Genomic DNA, 19,248 nt, shown 5'->3' with positions numbered 1-19,248 from the left:
GCCGCCAGCGTTCGTCCTGAGCCAGGATCAAACTCTCCATTAAAGACCAACCGAAGTTAGTTTATAGAAAGAGCGATAAGCTCATGTTGAAACTGACGAGATAAAAATATCTCTTGTTCGCTTCCATTTCATACAGCCTGACGGCATGTACCAAAATCTCAGCGTTGGATTTTGTAAACAAAATCCGTACTCACTCGTTGTTCAGTTTTCAAAGATCAAACCTGCATAATGTCTCGCTTTGTTTCACCACCGCGTCTCAGCGGCGACTTAAATAATGTAACACATAACCTCATTTTTCGTCAAGCTTTTTTTCGAAAATTTATTTTTTCGCTTGAAGCAACACGTTTATCCTGCTTTAAACAGTTCTAAATTATTCTTGCTGCTTAATGGGGCGAGTTATAACTTAGCACATATTTTATATACTCGTCAACCTAAATTAATAATTTATATTTTGTAACTATCTATAAACACTAAATCACGTACAAAAAAAGGAAGAAAAGTCGATTTAACAACCTTTCTTCCTGACAAATCAACCCTGCACATCAAATAAGGGAGTAACGCAGTTCACGATTTTGCCCACGATCCCTAAAATCCCCGGCAGCTGTTTCTCTAATAAGTGAACGATATACCAGTTTACGGAGCACGACGGTAAGATCCAATTGAAGATTCTTTAGCTCTGGATGGTTAATAAGTTCATTTATAGACCAGGGTTCCCGTCTGCTGCCTAATATACGGAATAGCGGAGATGAGCACTCCTCCATTTTTGACATAACTGAAAATTCACAAGCAAGCAATACTAGTTCAACCCGCTGTTCCAAGGTTTCTGTACTTAATGTGAGTTCGTTATACAGTTTGTCAATCGTTCGATCCAGAGGCTGTACCTGAACCCATAAGTGAATCTTTGGATAAATCCCCCGTTCAATGAGTTCAATAGATGCCCAATGATCCAATGCTTTCAGAACACTTTGATAAGCTTCAATGATCCGCCCTTCTCGCACCGCTCTTTTACCATGAACGTAATTGACCAGAAAGCGGGAGAACTCATGAAATCGCTTCTGCTCCCGTAGTGGATCGTTAAAATCAACAATTTCCTGTCTTAAAAGACGGACCCTGTCATCCCGTTCCCAGACAATACGACCTTCTAGCACATAATCTATAATGTTGGCTTGTTCACCAGCGATAATCCATTCCTTCAGACAACTGAGCGTTGCATACAACACTTGGCATCTTAAGCCATTCATAAATAAGTGTTGAATAGAACGAACCGGCTTGGTGCCTTCTCCAATAATTAGAATGAGTTCATCAAAGTCATACAACATCGAACCGTGAAAATACTCTCCCGGCTTTCTGTACGAAATAATACCTATTGAATCTTCCTGCAACATCTCATCATACATTAGGTTTAATTTGGTTAGCTGCACTTCTCCCTCCATATCTGCAAGGCGGCTATGATCGCAAATTGGATATTTGGATACATGTGATCATTTCTACATAAATAAGAAACTTCCTTCTTCAATTGTATAAATTTTTATCTTATTCACTTATTTTTTTCAGTGTTACCCAAGCGTTTTCATCTGCAAAGGTTCGATTCCACGCCCCAATTCCTCCGAGCTTCAGCGATTTGGCAAGTTCTACTCTTGCCTTCAGAGATATCTGATCCTCTAGCCAAATCTTTTTGACCACGCCGTCTTCTGTATACTCGACATAATTCTGGCCTTCAGCAGCTCTAAACTTGGGCTTCAACTTAAATTCGGCTATGATACCGGCTGCTGACTTCATACCAAGTGATTTGGAGGTGACCTTAATCTTCCCTTCTTTGGGAGTCTCGGACCACACACGAGTATATAACGGAATACCTAAAACCACTTTTTGAGGCGGCACTTCATCTTCCTGAATAATTCGCTTAATTGACGCTTCCGCCCATGGTAGCGAGGCGACAGAACCAGCCTTTGGACTAGCCGCCCAATGCTCATCATATGCCATTACCATGAGGTAATCTGTGATGGTGCCCAATGATTTTCGATCCAAAAAAGCTGACCACATCTCACTTTGAGATTTAGGCGTAACATCAATGGACAGTATTAAATCATGTTCCCGAGCCATCGGTTTAAGTTCCCGCAAAAATTGGGTGACATTGGGGCCATCCTTCGTATGAACATTTTCAAAGTCAATATTAATACCATCCAGATCATTTTCTAGGGCAAGTGAAATCATCTGATCAACAATCGACTTTCGACGTTCAAAGGTAGACAATGCTTCAGTTGTTAATTCGGGATTAAAGCTGTTGCTCAACAAGCCCCAAACCTCCATCCCCTTGCGATGTGCCCAGCTGACATAGGCAGGATCTGCCTTGCTTTCTACAGTGCCCTCATGATCGACGACACTGAACCACGTAGGACTCACCACATTTACTCCAGGCATAGGATCAAACTTGGAAGGATCGGGCTTGCGATTATAGACGGCTTCCCAAGCGAGGTTTACTGGCCTACCCTCCCAATGTTTTTCCGAGATGGACAAATCGTCTTTAGCCGAAGGGATCACAAGCTCTTCTCCTTCAGCGATATGGTCTGACTTAATGTATCCCGCATAGCCATTGTCTAATTGAACAAAATACCAATCTCCTTGCTTGGACCAAATACGTACCTTCGTCCGCTGAGATATATCTGTCAAAATGAAAGATAGGCTGGAGGCTTCTTTACGTAAGGCAATTCTAGCATCCTGTGGGCCATCCTTCTTTTCTACACTCCCCATCCTGACCTTCTCTCCAGCTTTCATTAGGATGACAGCACCAGTTACAGGGTCTTCGTGTATAGAAACGCCGTATACTTCACGTACAGCCTCTATCGGGATATATACCTCTCCACTGATCACTTGAGGGGCTACGCTCAGTGCATATGTCTTACCATTCAGTTCCCCTTGTGCCTTCGAAACCTTCATATAGAGCAGGCTTTGTCTCGTCGCCATAATGACGGTTTGGCTATCATCCTCATAGCGAACCGTAGGATCAATTTGACTTTGCACCAATTTAAGCGGCATCAGCATGTTCTTGCCCGAGCTTTGAGCTTCATACCCAGTCAACTTGCCCTGCATAAAAATAGGACGGACACTGCCCTGCCAATCGGGTTTCTCGTGAAGGGGATTACCAAACCATACGACAGTAATTGCGCATATAATCGCTGCAAATAATAGCAGGCTTGCCGCTCCTTTGAATCGTGAACGTTTACGGCGGCGTCTGGAATGATTTCTGGCCAATATTGAACCTCCATTGTATGAACTTTGAATTACAAAAATAAAGTGATTTAAATAAAAAAACGCGGTAAATCCCCACTTATGGGGAATTCCTCACGTTTCCAATCCATTACAATATATACATACCGCACAAAAAACTTCTATTCCTTGTTTCGTTACGTTTGTTTGTTACTACAAGCTTTGCATACTCCGTGTAACTCCATACGATGTCCATGCACCTCGAAGCCTGTTTCCAACGCGGCATGGCGTTCCACATCAGCCAAATAGGGATAACTGAAATCTTCAATCTTTCCGCATTTTTCGCAAATGATGTGATAGTGCTCCGAAATATTGGCATCATAACGACTGGCGTTATCTCCATAGGTCAACTCATGTACCATACCCGCTTCTATAAACATCTTTAAGTTATTATAAACCGTAGCCACACTCATACTTGGAAACTTGGACTCAAGCGCTCGATATATTTCATCTGCAGTCGGATGCCCCATGGTTTCCATCAAATAGTTTAATATGGCATGACGCTGGGGTGTTATGCGTACACCTGTCTTCTTCAGAAGTTCCAAAGCATGCTGGACGCGTGCCGCCATATATGTCCACCGCCTTATCCCTTACTTACGATCCTATCAATTACCACGCATCTATTTACAACTTACTTCTAAACCTACTCACATTGTACGGTCTACTCAAGTTTCTTGTCAACGCGCCGTATTGTCGCCGGATGTTCCTATAGAGGTATCTGACTCAGGAGCTCCGGGTTCAGCCGGAGAGCTATCAGATGTATCGGGCGCAGTCGTACCCCCGGAATCCTCCAAGTCGGGTAACGACGGCATCAGTAACTTTTTAATCGTTAAATTGCTGTTACCCTCTACGTTGATCGCATACTTACCTGTCCCATTCTGGCCTGAAATACTTTTACTATCTATTTTAAATGGAAAATCGGATTGAAGATTACCATAACTGCTTGAACCCTCTAACTGAAAATCTCCATTCGACGGAAGATCCAATACGATATCACCGACAGCACTGTATATTTTCCAATCTCCGCCCACCTGCTCGCTATGCACTTTGATAGAGCCATTAAGCGAATTGGCATTCAGCTTGGCTGTAGAATTCAGCACATTCATGTCACCATTCTGAGTATCTACGGTGATGTCCCCTTCCGAACGAGCGAGCTGAATATCACCTACCATGGTGTGTAGTGTCACAGCTCCTTCAATATCTCCTGCCTGCATATCGCCACGGTTCGTGCGCACATCTACATCTCCAGAAATCCGATGCAATTTAACCTGACCGTTCAACGTGCCTCCCTTGACATTGCCGATAGCGTCATTAACAGTGAGATTTCCATTACCGCTCTCGAGCCGAATGCTGTCAATAGCATCAACTCCATTCAAGGAAATATTCCCGTTGGAGGTTCTAATCTGCACATTGAACCGCCGGTCCTCCGGCACGGTGATCAGCATATTCACACGGGGCTGACGTTTGCTTGATGCTCCGTACGACTTTGCCTCTGGACGAATCATGATAGTCTTGCCGTCGGTAGAAGTCAGTGAAGAAGCTTGAGCAATCTTGTCCGCTTCGGCAGCAGGCGCTTGATCCACCCATAGAGTCCCTCGTACCTCTATATTGGACACAGGCCGTCTGATTAGTGTTACATCACCATTAACCGAATCAACTACTAAATCGGACGTCTGCATAGTTACAGGTACCAGTACACCACCCATATCATACCGATTCTCTTTAGCCTGGCTAAAATCCATAGAGGCTGACGTCAGATTGAGACTGACCCGGTTCCACAGATACATATAATGATTTTGCTGGGTCACGATAAAAACCGAGGCTGCCACTACCAAAGCGGACAGAATCCCCTTTAGGTCAGGCCTGAATCGCCTTCCGTTGTCAGACTTGCCTTCTTTCCGATAGTACACAGCAAAAAAAATCAGATATTCCAGTCCCCAAAGCACGAAGATTACGGGCCACCAAACGAGGAGCTGAAGCATATATTCAGTATTTTGAAACACATCTACAATAAGCAAAATGCCTACAGCCATCAACAGAAGCGAAGAGGTGTAGCGACCGACTCTTATTTTACGGTGCACGCCAGCTTCACCCTCTTTCTTTCAACTTTTTACGCTTAAAGGACAGAAAGGCTTCCCTTAGAAAAAGGGATAAACCGATCATCATTAATAAAATGGCCAGCGTCAGGAATCCATAATCCTCAAAGAAATTGCTCAACCAGCGAGGTTTCATGCGAAACAAAATCATAAGCCCACCGCCTGCCACCATCAGCACAGCAAAAGCAAAGCCTCTCTCCCATGCATAAAAAGGACTACTTTGCTGACCTTTAGCATCCATTCGTGCATAACGATCTGGCTTACGCCGATAACGAACCATGTAATCTGCTGACTGTAATACATCATATACATTATAAAAATATAAAACGGGTATGAACAATCCAAGCAAAATAAGTAATGGGATGTTAATCCTCAAGCCATCAGAAGAAACATACAGCATCGCAAAAATATCTAGCAGGAGCAACACAATAAAACTAAGCCCCCTAATAAACAGCCCTAAAAAAAGATGTCCCAGTCCGGGTAACAATGCGGCCATGATAATGGCAATCACTTTGCGAAATTTAGCGTATTTTAGACGCTTCCCCTGTCTGGGTTGTTCCCGCTGTTCCGGCGCTTGTAGCTGCCCAGCCTCTCCAGACGGTAACGGTTGTTCCGAGTTCATGCCATCCTCCCCTTTGAATCCCATGCGTGGCTCCGCTGAAAAATACTTCAATGCTTACATAGTACCCCAATCGTATTTAAGAGTAACTGTTAAAAAAAGGTAGGATATTACTCAACGGAGACAGCAGCTATATCTTCCCATTGTCGTAAATCAGCTGCAATACGTACGGGATTAAAATCATGACGGGCCAGCACCTCTAGGGAAACCTCCATACTCTGCCGATCTGGGTGTAATTCGTGAAATGGGACATTTTCATGTTCTTTAATCATTATTTTACGTATTTCCACTTTTTCTTGCTCTAAATAAGTCGAAATCTGCTCCAGCAGTCCGTGAGAGGACAATCCGTACAATGTAATAAGATGACGCTTGCGTCCACGCATATACCGAAGTTCAACTTTGTTAAACACCCATAAATTTAAAAATACGAGCACTGTCGCCGCTATAGACGGGAAATAAAAGCCTGCTCCCACCCCAAGGCCAATAGCAGCCACGACCCAAATGGAAGCCGCAGTCGTTAGTCCGGTAATGGATTTACCTGTGAACATAATCGTCCCTGCACCCAAAAAGCCTACGCCAGTGATCACAGCCGTAGCCAAACGAGCGGGATCTATGCGTACATTAGCTTCTTTAATAAAATCGGCAAAGCCGTAAATGGAGAGTAGCATAATCAGCGTCGAACCAAGGCTGACCATAATATGAGTCCTCAAACCAGCTGCGTGATTGGAACGTTCGCGTTCAAAGCCAATGAATCCACCGAGAAGCATGGACAGTAAAAGCCGTAAAATGATATGTGAATCGTCTATAATCCACGGATTATTCATTCGGGTCTCTCCTCCCGGTTATGTCGTGTTTCCCACTCCGGGTGCGCGATTTGTGGGCTTATGTGCGTTTTTAATGCCAATTTAATGATGTCTCAATGCTATTCCAACTTATGCAGATGGTAGGTGGTTAATTCCACGCCTGGGGCGACCTCGGCCGCAGATACGGGGCGAAAGCCATGTTTTCGGTATAATGTCACCGCAGGAGTATTTAAAGTTCCTGTAGAGACGATAAACAACGGGATATTTTGATATTCATTCAAAACATGCTTCATTAAAGAGTCTGCAATGCCTTTACGAAAATGATCTGGGTGAACCATCATACGGGTAAGGGTAAGCGAATCGGGCGACTCAGACTGCACAGCCAGTGCTCCTAGCAATTCACCGTCCTCCAGCCACCCATAAAAAGACTCTCCACAGCTTCTCAGCGTATCCAATGTATCCATCAGTGGAGGAATCTCATCAAACCCAATTAGCTCAGCTTCCAGCCTATAGGCAACGTGCTGTAGACGCCATATCTGACTGACGATATCATCATCTTCCAATGAACATAGGGTAACCATGCTGTTTTCCCTCCTAAGGAAACTCATAAAATGCCATCAGGATTCTAAAGTTTGTTCGCGCCAATCGTTCTCAGCGTCTATGCAAAAGGGGCCTGTCCCTAAAAGACAAGCCCCCTGTCAAATCTATGCCATTAGCGGTTCAGCACTTCCGTCAGCAACTTATTAGCAAGGCCAGGGTTTGCCTTTCCCTTGCTCTCCTTCATCACTTGACCGACTAGGAAGCCGATGGCCTTTTGCTTGCCGGCTTTGTAATCTTCGACCGATTGCGGGTTAGCTGCTACAACTTGTTCGACAATGGTCAAGATTGCACCCTCATCACTGATCTGTACAAGCCCTTTTTCTTCAACAATTTGCTGTGGCAGTTTATCACTTTCCAGCATTTCCTTGAAGACCGTTTTGGCGATTTTGCTATTGATCGTTCCCTTCTCCAGCAGTCCGATCATTTCGCCCAAGCCCCGACCGGTCAATTTAACCTGCGACAGCTCTACACCGGCACTGTTCAAATAGCCGAGTAGATCCCCCATAATCCAGTTGGATACTGCTTTGGCATCCTTGGTGAATTGAAGGCTATCCTCGAACAAATCGGCCAATGGCTTGGAGGACGTAATCACCTGCGCATCATACTCAGGTAATCCATATTCCGAAGTGTAGCGTGCTTTACGCTGGTCAGGCAATTCAGGAATCGAAGCACGGATGCGTTCTTTCCATTCCTCATCTATATGCAATGTAACCAGATCCGGGTCTGGGAAATAACGATAGTCATGAGCCTGTTCCTTACCACGCATGGATAAGGTTTTACCTTGCGCCTCATCCCAACGACGTGTCTCCTGTACTATCGTTCCGCCTTCGTCCAGCGTCTGCTCCTGCCGGAACTGCTCATATTCCAGTCCGCGCTGTACGCCACGGAAGGAGTTCATGTTTTTCAGTTCCGCTTTAGTTCCCAGCTCTTTTTGTCCATGCGGACGAAGACTGATATTCGCGTCGCAGCGAAGTGATCCTTCCTCCATCTTCACATCGGATACGTCACAATACTGCATAATGGCACGTATTTTTTCCAGATAGGCCTTGGCTTCTTCCGGCGAAGATATTTCCGGCTCCGAAACGATCTCGACCAATGGTGTGCCGACCCGATTAAAGTCGACCAAAGATGCGTAGCCACCATCAACATGTGTTAATTTCCCTGCGTCCTCTTCCAGATGCAGTCGAGTAATACCGATACGCTTTGTCTCACCATTCACTTCAATATCAATCCAGCCATTTTCGCCAATGGGTTGATCGTATTGTGAGATTTGGTAAGCCTTAGGTGAATCGGGGTAAAAATAGTTCTTACGGTCAAACTTGCTCACATCAGCAATGGTGCAATTCAGCGCCATTGCTGCTTTCATTGCATAATCAACGGCCTGACGGTTCAATACCGGCAGCACCCCTGGATGACCGAGACAGACCGGACATGTATGAGAGTTGGGTGGTGCTCCGAAGGATGTCGAGCATCCACAAAATATTTTAGACTTCGTATGCAATTCCACGTGCACTTCAAGTCCGATGACCGTCTCATATTTGGATGTAGTTGTAGACATGAATAGGTTCCCTCCTTTTTAGCAAATTACAGCTGCGGACGCTGCTTGTGAAATTCGGTATTTTGTTCAAAAGCATGAGCTACGCGTAGCACGGAAGACTCGTCAAAGGCTTTTCCGATAATTTGTAGTCCGACTGGCATTCCATCTGCAAGACCACAAGGAATGCTGATGGCTGGCACGCCAGCCAAGCTCACCGGAATCGTCAAAATGTCGTTCAAATACATCGTCAATGGATCATCCACTTGTGAGCCGATTTTGAAAGCAGTTGTCGGTGCAGTAGGTCCGATAATTACATCATATTGTTCAAATACACGATCAAAATCCTGTTTAATCAGTGTGCGCACTTTTTGAGCTTTCAAATAATAAGCATCGTAGTACCCGGAGCTGAGTGCATAGGTACCCAGCATAATCCGACGCTTCACCTCGGGACCAAAACCCTGCGTACGGGACTGATGGTAAAGATCAAGCAGGTTGTCCGGATTGTCAGAACGCACACCATAGCGTACGCCGTCAAAGCGGGCCAGATTGGACGACGCTTCGGATGAAGCCAACAGGTAGTAAGTCGCTACCGCATATTCCGTGTGCGGAAGAGATACCTCTTCCCATACCGCGCCCAATCCTTCCAGCGTTTTCAGTGCGTCGAGCACCTTTTCCTTGACCTGTGGATCTACGCCCTCACCAAGATACTCTTTAGGCACAGCGATACGAAGTCCTTTTACATCCCCGGTTAAAGCGTTCAAATAATCAGGAATGTCTACCTTTGCAGAAGTGGAGTCCTTCTGGTCATAACCTGCAATAGCTTGTAGGACATAGGCCGAATCCTGAACATTTTTAGTAATAGGTCCAATTTGGTCTAAAGAGGAGGCAAAAGCCACCAGTCCAAAACGGGATACTAGACCATAGGTTGGTTTCAGGCCAACTACACCGCAGTAAGAAGCGGGCTGGCGAATGGAACCACCTGTATCCGAACCGAGCGTGAAATAAGCCTCACCCGCTGCAACAGCCGCAGCCGAGCCGCCACTGGAACCGCCGGGAACACGTTCTAAATCCCAAGGGTTACGTGCAGGGAAAAAGCTGGAGTTCTCGTTAGAGCCGCCCATGGCGAATTCGTCCATGTTCATTTTACCGAGTGTCACAGTTTGCGCTGCGCGCAACTTGCTAACAACTGTGGCATCGTAAACAGGATCAAAATTTTTCAAAAACTGACTGCCACATGTTGTACGCAGCCCTTCTGTCACAATATTATCCTTAATACCAACCGGCAGACCAAACAACAATCCTCTTTCCTCTCCGGAAATCAGCTGATCATCCAGCTCACGTGCGGATGCACGGGCCTGTTCCTCGTCAACGGTAATATAAGCTCTGATCTTGTCTTCCCGCGCACCAATTGTCTCCAGAGCGTGTCCCACCAGATCACTCACGGAAATTTCCTTTTGATGCAGCTTGTTATGTATCTCGGGCAATGTGTTATTGAACAAGCTCAATTTGCATCCTCCTTTCAAATATGAGATCTATTCCAGAACAGCAGGAACCTTAAACTGTCCGTCTTCTTCTTCAGGTGCATTGCGCATCACTTGCTCATGTGTCAAACTTTCACGAACTTCGTCGTCTCGCATGACATTGCTGACGTGCAGCACATGAGTGGTCGGTTTTACCTGCTCCGTATCCAGCTCATTCAGCTTCTCCGCATAATGGAGAATGGCGTTTAATTGTCCTGTCATCGTTTCTTCTTCAGCCGCGGTCAGATTCAACCTAGACAGCTTGGCTACGTGACGGACATCTTCCGTGGAAATGTTCATACAAAACCCTCCTCATGTATATGAGGATTTTGCAAAAAGTCCAATAAGCGACTTCCCATGAGCAAGATATAGATCAAAATGGTTTAGTTCGTCTATATCTTGCACTTCGGAGCAACTGGAATCGAATTTTGCAAAATCCTGATATTAAAAAATGCTGCACCGAACTTTGAAATAACGTTTTTAATTATAGGATAGAACCCTTTACAATTCAATCTTTGACGCGGTACAGAAGCAAACTGTACATCAATGAGGGAAATGTTGCTAAAAGAATATAAAAAAAGCACCTCTCGGTGCTCTTTCGAGATAACTATAAGAGCTGAGATTGTGCCCATTATATATTTTTAAAAAGAGTCGGCAGTAGCCGACCCCTATATCCAAGCACGCAAATTGACTTGTCTGATAAAATCAGCCTGTGACAACAACTCTGCCGCGGTTTCTTCTTCTTCAGTCTCTACCGAATCAAGACCACCGTTCATTACATGCTTGAACAGTTGCTCATTATGAGTAGCAAGGGCATAATCTATCAGCGCTTCACGCTCAATCCGCTCGGCTTCTAGCTTGAGAATACTCTCTTCCAGCTCGATGTCCCCGGATGGTACAAAAAAATTGCGGTTCACCTTCGGTACGCGAATGACATAGTCAAAAGCATTGTCCGCATTACGGTCGTAAGCAATGATATAACCATGTTCGCCCACAGGAAGATTCTGCTCAAAAGCATCCGCGACGATCATAATTCTAGCTCCTAAATGATGCATCGTTAGCCCCCCCGTTTGTCTGAACTTATCTGCTAAGTCTACTAAAAAAAAAGTAGCTTGTCTATATCATCTATGTATCTTCATAATCGACCGTCTCCACGTCCCAACCTGTGTTCATTCAATCTCACATGCCAGTTTTGTGAAGGGATTCCGCCCCGTCGTTTCACCTTTTTCCAAGTTATGATCTTCGGTTCGGAACCTACCACAGAATCTTCAATATCTATTATATTGGGAACACGGAAACTACCTCCAATCTCACGTTGTACCCCATATATATGTTTTCTTTTCATTCTTGCTCCCCCTTGTGATCTGACGGCCTCATGCCTCTTTATCCTCTTAATGGGCAAAAAAAAGAACGCAAACCGGGATTCATCCACAGCTTGCGTGCTTCGCGAGTTTAGTATGTAACTTTAATAAATTTATGTTAACAAAAATAAAAACCTTTGTCTATACATAATTTATAATTTGTTGTCGAATTGGGGCAAAACTTGTCACACCTTTGATTTTGCCCCTCCTGAAAGGTTCATCACATTTACCGGATATACGGATTATTAGCTTTCTCATAACCGATGGACGTTTTGGGACCGTGACCGGAATAGACTGTAACGTCATCTCCGAGCGGGAACAATTTGTTTTGAATTGAATCGTATAGATCCCGTTCCCGCCCACCCGTCAGATCCGTGCGTCCAACGCCCTGACGGAATAGCACATCCCCGGAAAAAAGATCTTTGCCACACAGAAAGCTGACACTTCCGGGTGAATGGCCCGGTGTATGGAACACCTTGAACGTGTGCCCGATCAGGTTCAATTGCTGACCTTCCGCCAAATCATATTCGGCAGGACCGGTTGAGATTGGTGGAGATGCCTCTGGCCACATCAAGGAGCCATTCAGCTTAGGAGATGTGAGCCAGTCTTGCTCCAAGGCGTGCAAATACACCGGGCATCCTTTGGCATTGCGAATCTCCTCTACTCCTCCGATATGGTCAAAATGAGCATGAGTCAGTAGGATAGCTTCAATAGTCAGAGACTCAATCGCCCTCAGCAAAGGACCCGGATTCATTCCTGGATCAATAATAATGGCGCGCTGTGGATCATCCCCTTGAAGCAAATAAGCGTTCGTCTGAAGTGGACCGAGATTAAAGCTGCGAATAGATAGCACCATAAGTTAAAATCCCGAGATCAGCTCACGTAATTCCTGAACAATCACAGGATGGACCTCGGTTCCCTCCCCATATTTTTCAGCCATTTCTTTACGAGCAACTGCGATTTTTTCTTGATAATCATCGGCTTCCCGATCTGGATTTTCACGTTTGAATTCGATCATAATTTGTTGGACATGTGCAGGGCGTGGTCCCCAGTGGCCAAGTACGTGACCTCCTGTATCCGCAAAAATCACAATCGGTACAGCACGTCCGCCCATTGTCAGGAAGTCATCCATCAGCGCCTGATGGTTTTCCAAGATTAATACTTCGGTCGGAATCCCGCTATTCTCCAGGGCACGGAACACAACTGGCACATTGCGTACCACATCCCCACACCAGTCGGCAGCCAAAATAAGCACGCGCAGATCATCCCGATGGTTCAGGCTTTCAAAATACTCTCGATCCTCTTCGCGATTCCACACAAACTGATCGTACCCAGAGCGGAAGGCTTCTTTGTTCTTTTCCATGCCCTCCATAAACTGTTCAGGGCTTAAGCCCTTTCCGAAGTATTGCGATACATTACTACGGCTCATGTTATACACTTCCTTTTTTGTTTTTGGACAAAATCCATTTGATAACAAAATAAATGATCAAGAGCGCAAGGGCAACCAGCAAAATCGGTTTGATGTAAGGTGCTGCCACTTCGTCAATTTGCTCCCACTTGTCTCCTAGCAGCATACCTAAATATATAAACAAAACAGACCAAGGTATAATCGCTAGCGTTGTCAAAATAGTAAAACGCCATACGTTCATTCGAGCCAACCCGGCAGGGATTGAGATGGCATGACGCACAACAGGAATAAAGCGAGCTGTGAAAATGACCCCTGTGCCGTATTTGTTAAACCAGGCTTCAGCATGGTCGACATGACTTTTTTTGATAAGTATGTATTTCCCGTACTTATCTAATACCGGTCTGCCGCCATAGCGTCCAATCCAGTAAATGAACAACTGGGCCAGAACCCCGCCAATCGTTCCAAAAACGACTGCGCCAAAAAAATTAATATGACCCGAGGATACTAAAAAGCCACCATAAGCGAGGACAATTTCGCTTGGAATGACCTCAACCATCAAGCCTAGCATAATACCAAAATACCCAAGACTACGAATGATCTCAAACAAATAATTAATGATACTAGATATTTGGTCCAATTCTCTTCCCACTCCCTGCCTGTTTCTCTATTTTCATTAGTGTATCACAGCGGCAGAACAAGTCGCCACTTCGACCAAATAGGGAGGTCAGTGACCCCGGCTCCTCTGCCCGCATAAGTTGGGAGAGAGAGGAGGGGGTACAATATGCCTCCCGGCAAATTTCCCAAACATGACAATTCACAATCCCGTTTACCCACGGCTCGTGGTATCCGCCGCGCATGTACCAAAGAGTTGTATCGAACCTGCAAACGTCTGCCTGTTCACATTGCTCCTGATCTGGTCAAGCAGGGCGAGGAGCTATACTGCCGCAAGGTCGTCGGACACCTTATCTGGATTGCGGAAAACCATAGTAATCGCAAACTACTATGCGACTGGTGGGACGAAGATGTCAGCGAGGAGCTCGCGGCATTGTGGAAGGTGGATCGCGATGTCTTGTGCACCGCTTTTAGAAGCGCCTATGGCGGATAGATGTTGGCGTACTGCAACCATGAACTGTAAACTACAAAAAAGTGGAGCCACCCCGCAGTGGCTCCACTTTTACTATATTCCTAGCTATGTGTCTGCTTCTTCCCCGCTCCTTCGGGAAGCAAATCCGCACAAGCGCGTTCCAAATAAGGATCAGCATGAATAAAATCCCGAAATGCTGTGTATTCACGCCACAAAACGGATTGTTCTCCCGCCTGCCCTTTGACGGCACGAATCAGAATATTTTTAGGTGTATGCTCCATGTCGATAAATTCCAATAGCTGTGTCCGATATCCCATCATATCCAGCAGTTTGGCCCGGATTCCATCCGTTGCCAGTGCAGAAAAACGCTCCTTTAAAATACCGTGGGAAAGCAAAGGCTCCAATACTGGATTTTCTAGTTGGCTGAACAGCTCATGCTGGCAACACGGAACCGACAAAATAACGGATGCTCCCCAGCGGACGGCCTTTTCCAGCGCCGCATCTGTTGCTGTATCACAAGCGTGCAAGGTAACAACCATATCCACCTGTTCCAGTTCGTTATAGTCTGCGATATCACCGACCAGAAACTCCAACTGTCGATATTGCAGCTTTTGAGCCAGAACATTACAGGTTTCAATGACATCTGCCTTCAAGTCCAAACCAACGATCTGCAATGGTCGCTTTTGCTGTACAGCCAAATAGTGATACAGCGCAAAGGTCAAATACGATTTGCCACAGCCAAAATCCACAATCGTCAATGGGCGGCCTACCGGAAGGCTGGGCAATACATCCTGCACCATTTCGAGAAACCGATTAATTTGACGAAACTTATCATACTTGCGGGCCAGTACCTTACCGTCCTCATTCATAATCCCAAGCTCAATCAGGAAAGGAATTCGCTCCCCTTCTTCGAGCACATATTGCTTTTTGCGATTATGAGACAGGTCGGCTTTACTTTTGCTCGGTGACTTTGTCAGAATGGATACTTTATATTTTTTACTGATCAGCACTTGGTAGTCTGCATCCTTGGCGCATAGAAGTCCTTGGCGGAACGTGTCCTCAAACAAGGCAGTCATTCGCTCATTAGCTTCGTCAGGGGTCAGATTTTCATGAATGACTTTGTTGCTGTAATGAAAAGCAAACTGGTAATGCAGCTTGTTTTTCAATTCCACTGGTTTGATTTGTACTTTAGTAAAAGAAGCATCCTCCCGTTTGCGAAGCTGACTCAGTGTCGCTGTTATGAGGGATCCTCCCGTAGTCAATTGGTATATAAGTTCGCGCAGTGAATCCAAAAGGTACATCTCACTTTCTTTCATGTAATTGGGTGATCTCGGTCAAACCCTCGGTGACTTCCTGGCGTGAAATTCCACCCAGCTCCAGCTCTGCATTGGTCTTATCCAGTAAGTGACTGTAAAACGCCTCCGCTTCGGATAGAAGCTCTGGCTGCTCCCATGCCAATCCAAACCAGACATCGGCGGCTTCGTCCAGCCTGTTTTCTCGCTCGTAATGAACAGCCAACAGTTTGCTGGTTTCAGAGGGAAGCTCATATTCACGCACCAGTTTTACGATACACGCTATTCGTTCAGGCAGGACCTGCAGATCACGAGTCGCGCCATTCGTATCGCTGTACAAATATAAATGAAGAGATTTCATCAAGATTCGTATGCCCTCGTCTGTTCTACTGGTTTCCAGGTAAATCACGGCTTCTTCCTCTAAAATGCGAGCCACCTGCTGGATCTTGTCTGCTTCAATTCCAGGGCCCAATCGGAAAAGCTCAATAATTTGTTCCGGCGGCAATCGTCTGAGCAGATCTGAACGAAGACGAAACTGCTTGTTGAGCAGATCATCTAACTGTTTTAGCGCTTCGACATGTTTATTTTCACGCCTTAGACCGAGCACCGATGCTACTGCGGATGTCAATTCTTCCATCATACTAAGCAAATAATCTTTTCTAAGCAAGCCGTTCCCTTCCTTTCATCCCGATGCCTAGACAACCAGAAACTCTGTCTTCTGATTGTAAGACATCCTTGTCTAAAAGCCAAATGCCCTACCATGCAGAAATACCACTTATAACCTTCACCCTCAGTTAATAACATCAATAATCAGGTAGTCAGAATGCTCACATATGACAGTGAATTCCTACGGTACAGTACTTTGTAGCTGATCATGTGACTAGCGAATGACGGTTTTTTTTAAATCAATATTGCTTCTTCGTTAGTGTTGTGATATTTTTGTTTCACACGAAACAAAAAATAATCAGTATATTTAAACATCCCACAAAATAATTCATAATAATTAATTTCTTTAGAAACAAAATTTATATGAATATTTTTGTGAGAAAGGATGATGGAGTTTGGGTAAACAATTTAGCTCGATATTACCGGAACATCAAGAGTTTATACAGCGGCAGCACATTTTCTTTGTAGGATCAGCACCGCTATCCAAGACAGGGCACGTTAACCTTTCCCCCAAGGGATATGATTCCTTTCGTATTCTATCGGACCAAAGGGTAGCCTATCTCGACTTGGCGGGAAGCGGCAACGAGACAAGCGCCCACATTATCGAGAACGGACGGGTAACAATCATGTTTTGTGCATTTGAGGGCGCTCCCAGTGTACTAAAGCTCTATGGTACTGGTACCGTCGCACTGCCCGATACTAAGCAATGGAATGAACTGTACCCTCTCTTCAACCCGCTTCCCGGTGCAAGACAAATCATTGTTGTGGACGTTCATATGGTGCAGAATTCATGTGGTTTTGCGGTTCCCTTTATGACATACACGAGCGAACGGGAAAAGCTGAAGGAAGTCTCGATTCAGATGGGAGAAGAAGCACTTAAAAAATATGCCTATGAGAAAAATCTGGAGAGTATTGACGGTTTGCCGACAGCGTTTGCCTTTAACAAAAGCAATATAAATTAGACACCTTACACACCTAAAAATAATTGACTACCCAAAAACCGGAACCTTCTAATTATCACATCAGAATTGTTCCGGTTTTTGGGCTTACCTTAGTCTACTTTTTCAAGTTTTGCTCTAAAAATGTCAAGATGGTGTTCGCTAATAACTCCGGTGCCTCGAACAAGCTCATGTGACCTACTTCCGGTAGGCTAACCTGAGTTACTCCGGCCCGATCTGTTGTAAACGTCCGCGCTGGAGGAACCGCCTGATCCTGCTCACCCGCTACTAAAAGGGCTGGCAATGCAGAAGCCGACAACACATCCCGCCGATCAGTACGCTCGCGCATAGCCAGTGATGCTCCGACGGCTCCTTGTGGTGGTGTTTTGTAGCCAATTTCTTTGACTTTAAGTAATTGGCTGGACATTGACTTCACATGATCAGGAGCAAACAGTCCCGGTACGAGTCCATCTACAAAGGTCGTAATCCCCTCCGTTTGGATGGTGGATACAGCCTTATTCCGCTTTTCTTTACCTTCATCCGTATCTGCATATGCTGTGGAATGAATCAGTCCAAAGGCTGTAAGGCGCTCTGCATGTCTCTGCACTGCCGAAAGGGCAAGATAGCCTCCTAGGGAGTGACCAAACCAAGCAGCCTGAGGAATGTCCAATTGTTCTTGAAGTTTAAGCACATCATCTGCCATTTGATCAATAGTATAGGCTCCTAGTGGAGCATCGCTGCGTCCGTGTCCACGTAAGTCTGGAACAATACAACGATAGCTTGGGGATAGCAAGGGAACAACCTCATCCCAGTAGGAAGAGCTTCCGCAAAATCCGTGCAATAGAATGATCGGATCTCCTTTTCCCTGTTCGGCATAGCAGATCGTCGTTCCTTCGCATAATACCTTTTCCATGTGGAACCCTTCCTTCTCTGTATATAATCTATTGGATCTGAATATATTAGTGAGTAGAACATGCTGATGTATATTATTAAGCAGACCATCAATATCTGAAACGGTAACCCTCTGGAAAATCTTGCAAAGCTGTTTTTAAACCAAATTCATAAGCCGCCGCATTAGCAATATGCGCAGCCATGGTCATGACCAAGTGAAGCGACGTCATTTGGAGTGTCCAATAGGGTTTGGGACTGCGCTCATTCACAATCGCTGCAACACTATAATGACCAACAGACGGCAGAGACAGCCCCACCGATCGCGCAGGAGTTAGCGGTTCACGCGCAATAAGAAACATTCCCGTTGAGCCGTGCTGTCCAAGACAAGCATCTATGGCGATCACATGATGATCTTGGGGAATGCACTCCAAGTATGAAACCAGATGATCTGCATCACAGGGCTCCGTCATTGTGCCAATCACGTGCGGAAAGCCTTGCTCCTTGAGCATGGTGCCTACCAGTGGCCCGAGTGAATCACCTGATGAGCGATCTGTACCGATGCAAACAAAAGTCAACTTATCTATAGCATGCTGATGATGAATTTCTCGGAAAAACGGCGCGAGTCCATCTCGATCTGTTTTCTTTACATTATGTTCTAAGGACGAGCGACCGGGTGTGGAAGCTCGATTATACAAAGACAACTTTGTCCATCCTCCTTGATTCGGTTGTATATCAGTAATCTGACTTTCAGTACATTCTACAACAAAAACATGATACAATACAGGCAACTTCCCCTGTTATGAAAGGATGGAAAATTAACGATGGATTTGTCTGTACCGTCTCATGCCAACATTGAGTATATGATTGAGGGTATTAAAACCAAGCTCCGTATGGCGAGTGGTGCTGCTATGCAGGCATCCGCTTTCTCGCTGGAGCAATACGAGGACATCCATGATGTCTATGATATGGTGATAAGCAAGCCTAACCTGAGCATTTCAGAGGTTGAAGCTATTGTTTCTGAACTGGGTAGATTGCGTAAGTCCTCCTGAATTAGCTTATAGGAATACAGCTTAGCTGTATTACAACCTACATCATGAACAACAGCCTTCATGATAGTGGCCCTGTCAGCGTAAATAAAGCTCGTATTCCCGCTCGTCTCAACAGAC

General features: G+C 45.3%; 22 protein-coding genes. 3 read left to right on the top strand and 19 right to left on the bottom strand.

Annotated features, from left to right (window positions below; translation table 11 throughout):
- Nucleotides 1-542 precede the first annotated feature (542 nt).
- The 15 genes from NLX78_RS13925 to uptA all read right to left on the bottom strand — a co-directional run bounded on the left by NLX78_RS13925 (nt 543) and on the right by uptA (nt 13,848).
- A complete protein-coding gene (locus NLX78_RS13925) occupies nt 543-1,397 on the bottom strand; it encodes a nucleotidyltransferase-like protein (RefSeq protein WP_254350708.1) in 855 nt (284 codons plus the stop codon).
- A gap of 136 nt (nt 1,398-1,533) precedes the next feature.
- Nucleotides 1,534-3,252: a glycosyl hydrolase family 18 protein gene (locus NLX78_RS13920; RefSeq protein ID WP_254350707.1), complete on the bottom strand. Its 1,719-nt coding sequence runs from the start codon at nt 3,250-3,252 to the stop codon at nt 1,534-1,536.
- 152 nt (nt 3,253-3,404) lie between these two features.
- Entirely contained in the window at nt 3,405-3,836 is a 432-nt protein-coding gene (locus tag NLX78_RS13915; RefSeq protein ID WP_013311903.1) for a Fur family transcriptional regulator, read from the bottom strand.
- 108 nt (nt 3,837-3,944) lie between these two features.
- Nucleotides 3,945-5,348 carry a DUF4097 family beta strand repeat-containing protein gene (locus NLX78_RS13910; RefSeq protein WP_069290369.1) on the bottom strand — a complete coding sequence of 468 codons (1,404 nt, stop codon included), beginning with the start codon at nt 5,346-5,348 and terminating at the stop codon, nt 3,945-3,947.
- A 7-nt stretch (nt 5,349-5,355) separates the two neighbouring features.
- Nucleotides 5,356-6,009, bottom strand: coding sequence for a hypothetical protein (locus NLX78_RS13905; RefSeq protein ID WP_069290370.1), 654 nt, complete (start codon nt 6,007-6,009; stop codon nt 5,356-5,358).
- 83 nt (nt 6,010-6,092) lie between these two features.
- The gene (locus tag NLX78_RS13900; protein WP_071642911.1) at nt 6,093-6,806 is read right to left on the bottom strand and encodes an MgtC/SapB family protein; all 714 of its coding nucleotides are present in this window, start codon (nt 6,804-6,806) and stop codon (nt 6,093-6,095) included.
- Between the two features lie 98 nt (nt 6,807-6,904).
- Nucleotides 6,905-7,366 (bottom strand): GNAT family N-acetyltransferase, encoded by a 462-nt coding sequence (locus NLX78_RS13895; protein WP_254350706.1) that lies wholly within the window; start codon nt 7,364-7,366, stop codon nt 6,905-6,907.
- Between the two features lie 131 nt (nt 7,367-7,497).
- Nucleotides 7,498-8,943 (bottom strand): Asp-tRNA(Asn)/Glu-tRNA(Gln) amidotransferase subunit GatB, encoded by a 1,446-nt coding sequence (gene gatB, locus NLX78_RS13890; protein ID WP_013311908.1) that lies wholly within the window; start codon nt 8,941-8,943, stop codon nt 7,498-7,500.
- A 26-nt stretch (nt 8,944-8,969) separates the two neighbouring features.
- A complete protein-coding gene (gatA, locus tag NLX78_RS13885) occupies nt 8,970-10,427 on the bottom strand; it encodes an Asp-tRNA(Asn)/Glu-tRNA(Gln) amidotransferase subunit GatA (protein ID WP_069290372.1) in 1,458 nt (485 codons plus the stop codon).
- Nucleotides 10,428-10,454: 27 nt separating this feature from the next.
- Entirely contained in the window at nt 10,455-10,742 is a 288-nt protein-coding gene (gatC, locus tag NLX78_RS13880; RefSeq protein WP_013311910.1) for an Asp-tRNA(Asn)/Glu-tRNA(Gln) amidotransferase subunit GatC, read from the bottom strand.
- A 368-nt stretch (nt 10,743-11,110) separates the two neighbouring features.
- Nucleotides 11,111-11,497: a hypothetical protein gene (locus NLX78_RS13875; protein WP_061831452.1), complete on the bottom strand. Its 387-nt coding sequence runs from the start codon at nt 11,495-11,497 to the stop codon at nt 11,111-11,113.
- 80 nt (nt 11,498-11,577) lie between these two features.
- Entirely contained in the window at nt 11,578-11,787 is a 210-nt protein-coding gene (locus NLX78_RS13870; RefSeq protein ID WP_061831453.1) for a hypothetical protein, read from the bottom strand.
- 242 nt (nt 11,788-12,029) lie between these two features.
- Nucleotides 12,030-12,659 (bottom strand): MBL fold metallo-hydrolase, encoded by a 630-nt coding sequence (locus NLX78_RS13865; protein WP_061831454.1) that lies wholly within the window; start codon nt 12,657-12,659, stop codon nt 12,030-12,032.
- A gap of 3 nt (nt 12,660-12,662) precedes the next feature.
- Nucleotides 12,663-13,232: a thioredoxin family protein gene (locus tag NLX78_RS13860; RefSeq protein WP_254350705.1), complete on the bottom strand. Its 570-nt coding sequence runs from the start codon at nt 13,230-13,232 to the stop codon at nt 12,663-12,665.
- 1 nt (nt 13,233) lies between these two features.
- Nucleotides 13,234-13,848, bottom strand: a complete 615-nt coding sequence (gene uptA / locus NLX78_RS13855) for an undecaprenyl phosphate transporter UptA (RefSeq protein WP_013311915.1) — start codon at nt 13,846-13,848, stop codon at nt 13,234-13,236.
- Between the two features lie 144 nt (nt 13,849-13,992).
- On the opposite strand from uptA, the gene NLX78_RS13850 reads away from it, so the two are divergent.
- Nucleotides 13,993-14,316 carry a hypothetical protein gene (locus NLX78_RS13850; protein WP_013311916.1) on the top strand — a complete coding sequence of 108 codons (324 nt, stop codon included), beginning with the start codon at nt 13,993-13,995 and terminating at the stop codon, nt 14,314-14,316.
- 80 nt (nt 14,317-14,396) lie between these two features.
- Here NLX78_RS13850 and NLX78_RS13845 read toward each other — a convergent pair whose 3' ends face one another.
- Nucleotides 14,397-15,611: a class I SAM-dependent methyltransferase gene (locus NLX78_RS13845; protein WP_025721769.1), complete on the bottom strand. Its 1,215-nt coding sequence runs from the start codon at nt 15,609-15,611 to the stop codon at nt 14,397-14,399.
- Entirely contained in the window at nt 15,598-16,254 is a 657-nt protein-coding gene (locus NLX78_RS13840) for a DUF6483 family protein (RefSeq protein ID WP_268820123.1), read from the bottom strand. Before NLX78_RS13840 ends, NLX78_RS13845 begins: the two co-directional genes overlap by 14 nt.
- A 394-nt stretch (nt 16,255-16,648) precedes the next feature.
- Here NLX78_RS13840 and NLX78_RS13835 point away from each other — a divergent pair, with 394 nt between their 5' ends.
- Nucleotides 16,649-17,215: a pyridoxamine 5'-phosphate oxidase family protein gene (locus tag NLX78_RS13835; RefSeq protein WP_061831457.1), complete on the top strand. Its 567-nt coding sequence runs from the start codon at nt 16,649-16,651 to the stop codon at nt 17,213-17,215.
- A gap of 94 nt (nt 17,216-17,309) precedes the next feature.
- Here NLX78_RS13835 and NLX78_RS13830 read toward each other — a convergent pair whose 3' ends face one another.
- Both NLX78_RS13830 and yyaC read right to left on the bottom strand, forming a co-directional pair.
- A complete protein-coding gene (locus NLX78_RS13830; RefSeq protein WP_254350704.1) occupies nt 17,310-18,104 on the bottom strand; it encodes an alpha/beta fold hydrolase in 795 nt (264 codons plus the stop codon).
- An 88-nt stretch (nt 18,105-18,192) separates the two neighbouring features.
- Complete coding sequence (gene yyaC, locus NLX78_RS13825; protein WP_254350703.1) at nt 18,193-18,783, bottom strand: spore protease YyaC; 591 nt, start codon at nt 18,781-18,783, stop codon at nt 18,193-18,195.
- A gap of 120 nt (nt 18,784-18,903) precedes the next feature.
- Here yyaC and NLX78_RS13820 point away from each other — a divergent pair, with 120 nt between their 5' ends.
- Complete coding sequence (locus tag NLX78_RS13820; protein WP_013373034.1) at nt 18,904-19,131, top strand: DUF1128 domain-containing protein; 228 nt, start codon at nt 18,904-18,906, stop codon at nt 19,129-19,131.
- The last annotated feature ends 117 nt before the right edge of the window (nt 19,132-19,248 follow it).

The organism is Paenibacillus sp. Lou8.1 (genome assembly GCF_024213565.1).
GTDB lineage: Bacteria > Bacillota > Bacilli > Paenibacillales > Paenibacillaceae > Paenibacillus > Paenibacillus polymyxa_B.
This window is presented reverse-complemented; position numbering and strand designations above follow the sequence as displayed.

Coding starts and splice junctions, on each gene's coding strand:
- NLX78_RS13925 (WP_254350708.1), bottom strand. CDS start 1,397: ATGTATGATGAGATGTTGCAGGAAGATTCAATAGGTATTATTTCGTAC.
- NLX78_RS13915 (WP_013311903.1), bottom strand. CDS start 3,836: ATGGCGGCACGCGTCCAGCATGCTTTGGAACTTCTGAAGAAGACAGGT.
- NLX78_RS13905 (WP_069290370.1), bottom strand. CDS start 6,009: ATGGGATTCAAAGGGGAGGATGGCATGAACTCGGAACAACCGTTACCG.
- NLX78_RS13900 (WP_071642911.1), bottom strand. CDS start 6,806: ATGAATAATCCGTGGATTATAGACGATTCACATATCATTTTACGGCTT.
- NLX78_RS13895 (WP_254350706.1), bottom strand. CDS start 7,366: ATGGTTACCCTATGTTCATTGGAAGATGATGATATCGTCAGTCAGATA.
- gatB (WP_013311908.1), bottom strand. CDS start 8,943: ATGTCTACAACTACATCCAAATATGAGACGGTCATCGGACTTGAAGTG.
- gatC (WP_013311910.1), bottom strand. CDS start 10,742: ATGAACATTTCCACGGAAGATGTCCGTCACGTAGCCAAGCTGTCTAGG.
- NLX78_RS13875 (WP_061831452.1), bottom strand. CDS start 11,497: ATGCATCATTTAGGAGCTAGAATTATGATCGTCGCGGATGCTTTTGAG.
- NLX78_RS13870 (WP_061831453.1), bottom strand. CDS start 11,787: ATGAAAAGAAAACATATATATGGGGTACAACGTGAGATTGGAGGTAGT.
- NLX78_RS13865 (WP_061831454.1), bottom strand. CDS start 12,659: ATGGTGCTATCTATTCGCAGCTTTAATCTCGGTCCACTTCAGACGAAC.
- NLX78_RS13860 (WP_254350705.1), bottom strand. CDS start 13,232: ATGAGCCGTAGTAATGTATCGCAATACTTCGGAAAGGGCTTAAGCCCT.
- NLX78_RS13850 (WP_013311916.1), top strand. CDS start 13,993: ATGCCTCCCGGCAAATTTCCCAAACATGACAATTCACAATCCCGTTTA.
- NLX78_RS13845 (WP_025721769.1), bottom strand. CDS start 15,611: ATGAAAGAAAGTGAGATGTACCTTTTGGATTCACTGCGCGAACTTATA.
- NLX78_RS13830 (WP_254350704.1), bottom strand. CDS start 18,104: ATGGAAAAGGTATTATGCGAAGGAACGACGATCTGCTATGCCGAACAG.
- NLX78_RS13820 (WP_013373034.1), top strand. CDS start 18,904: ATGGATTTGTCTGTACCGTCTCATGCCAACATTGAGTATATGATTGAG.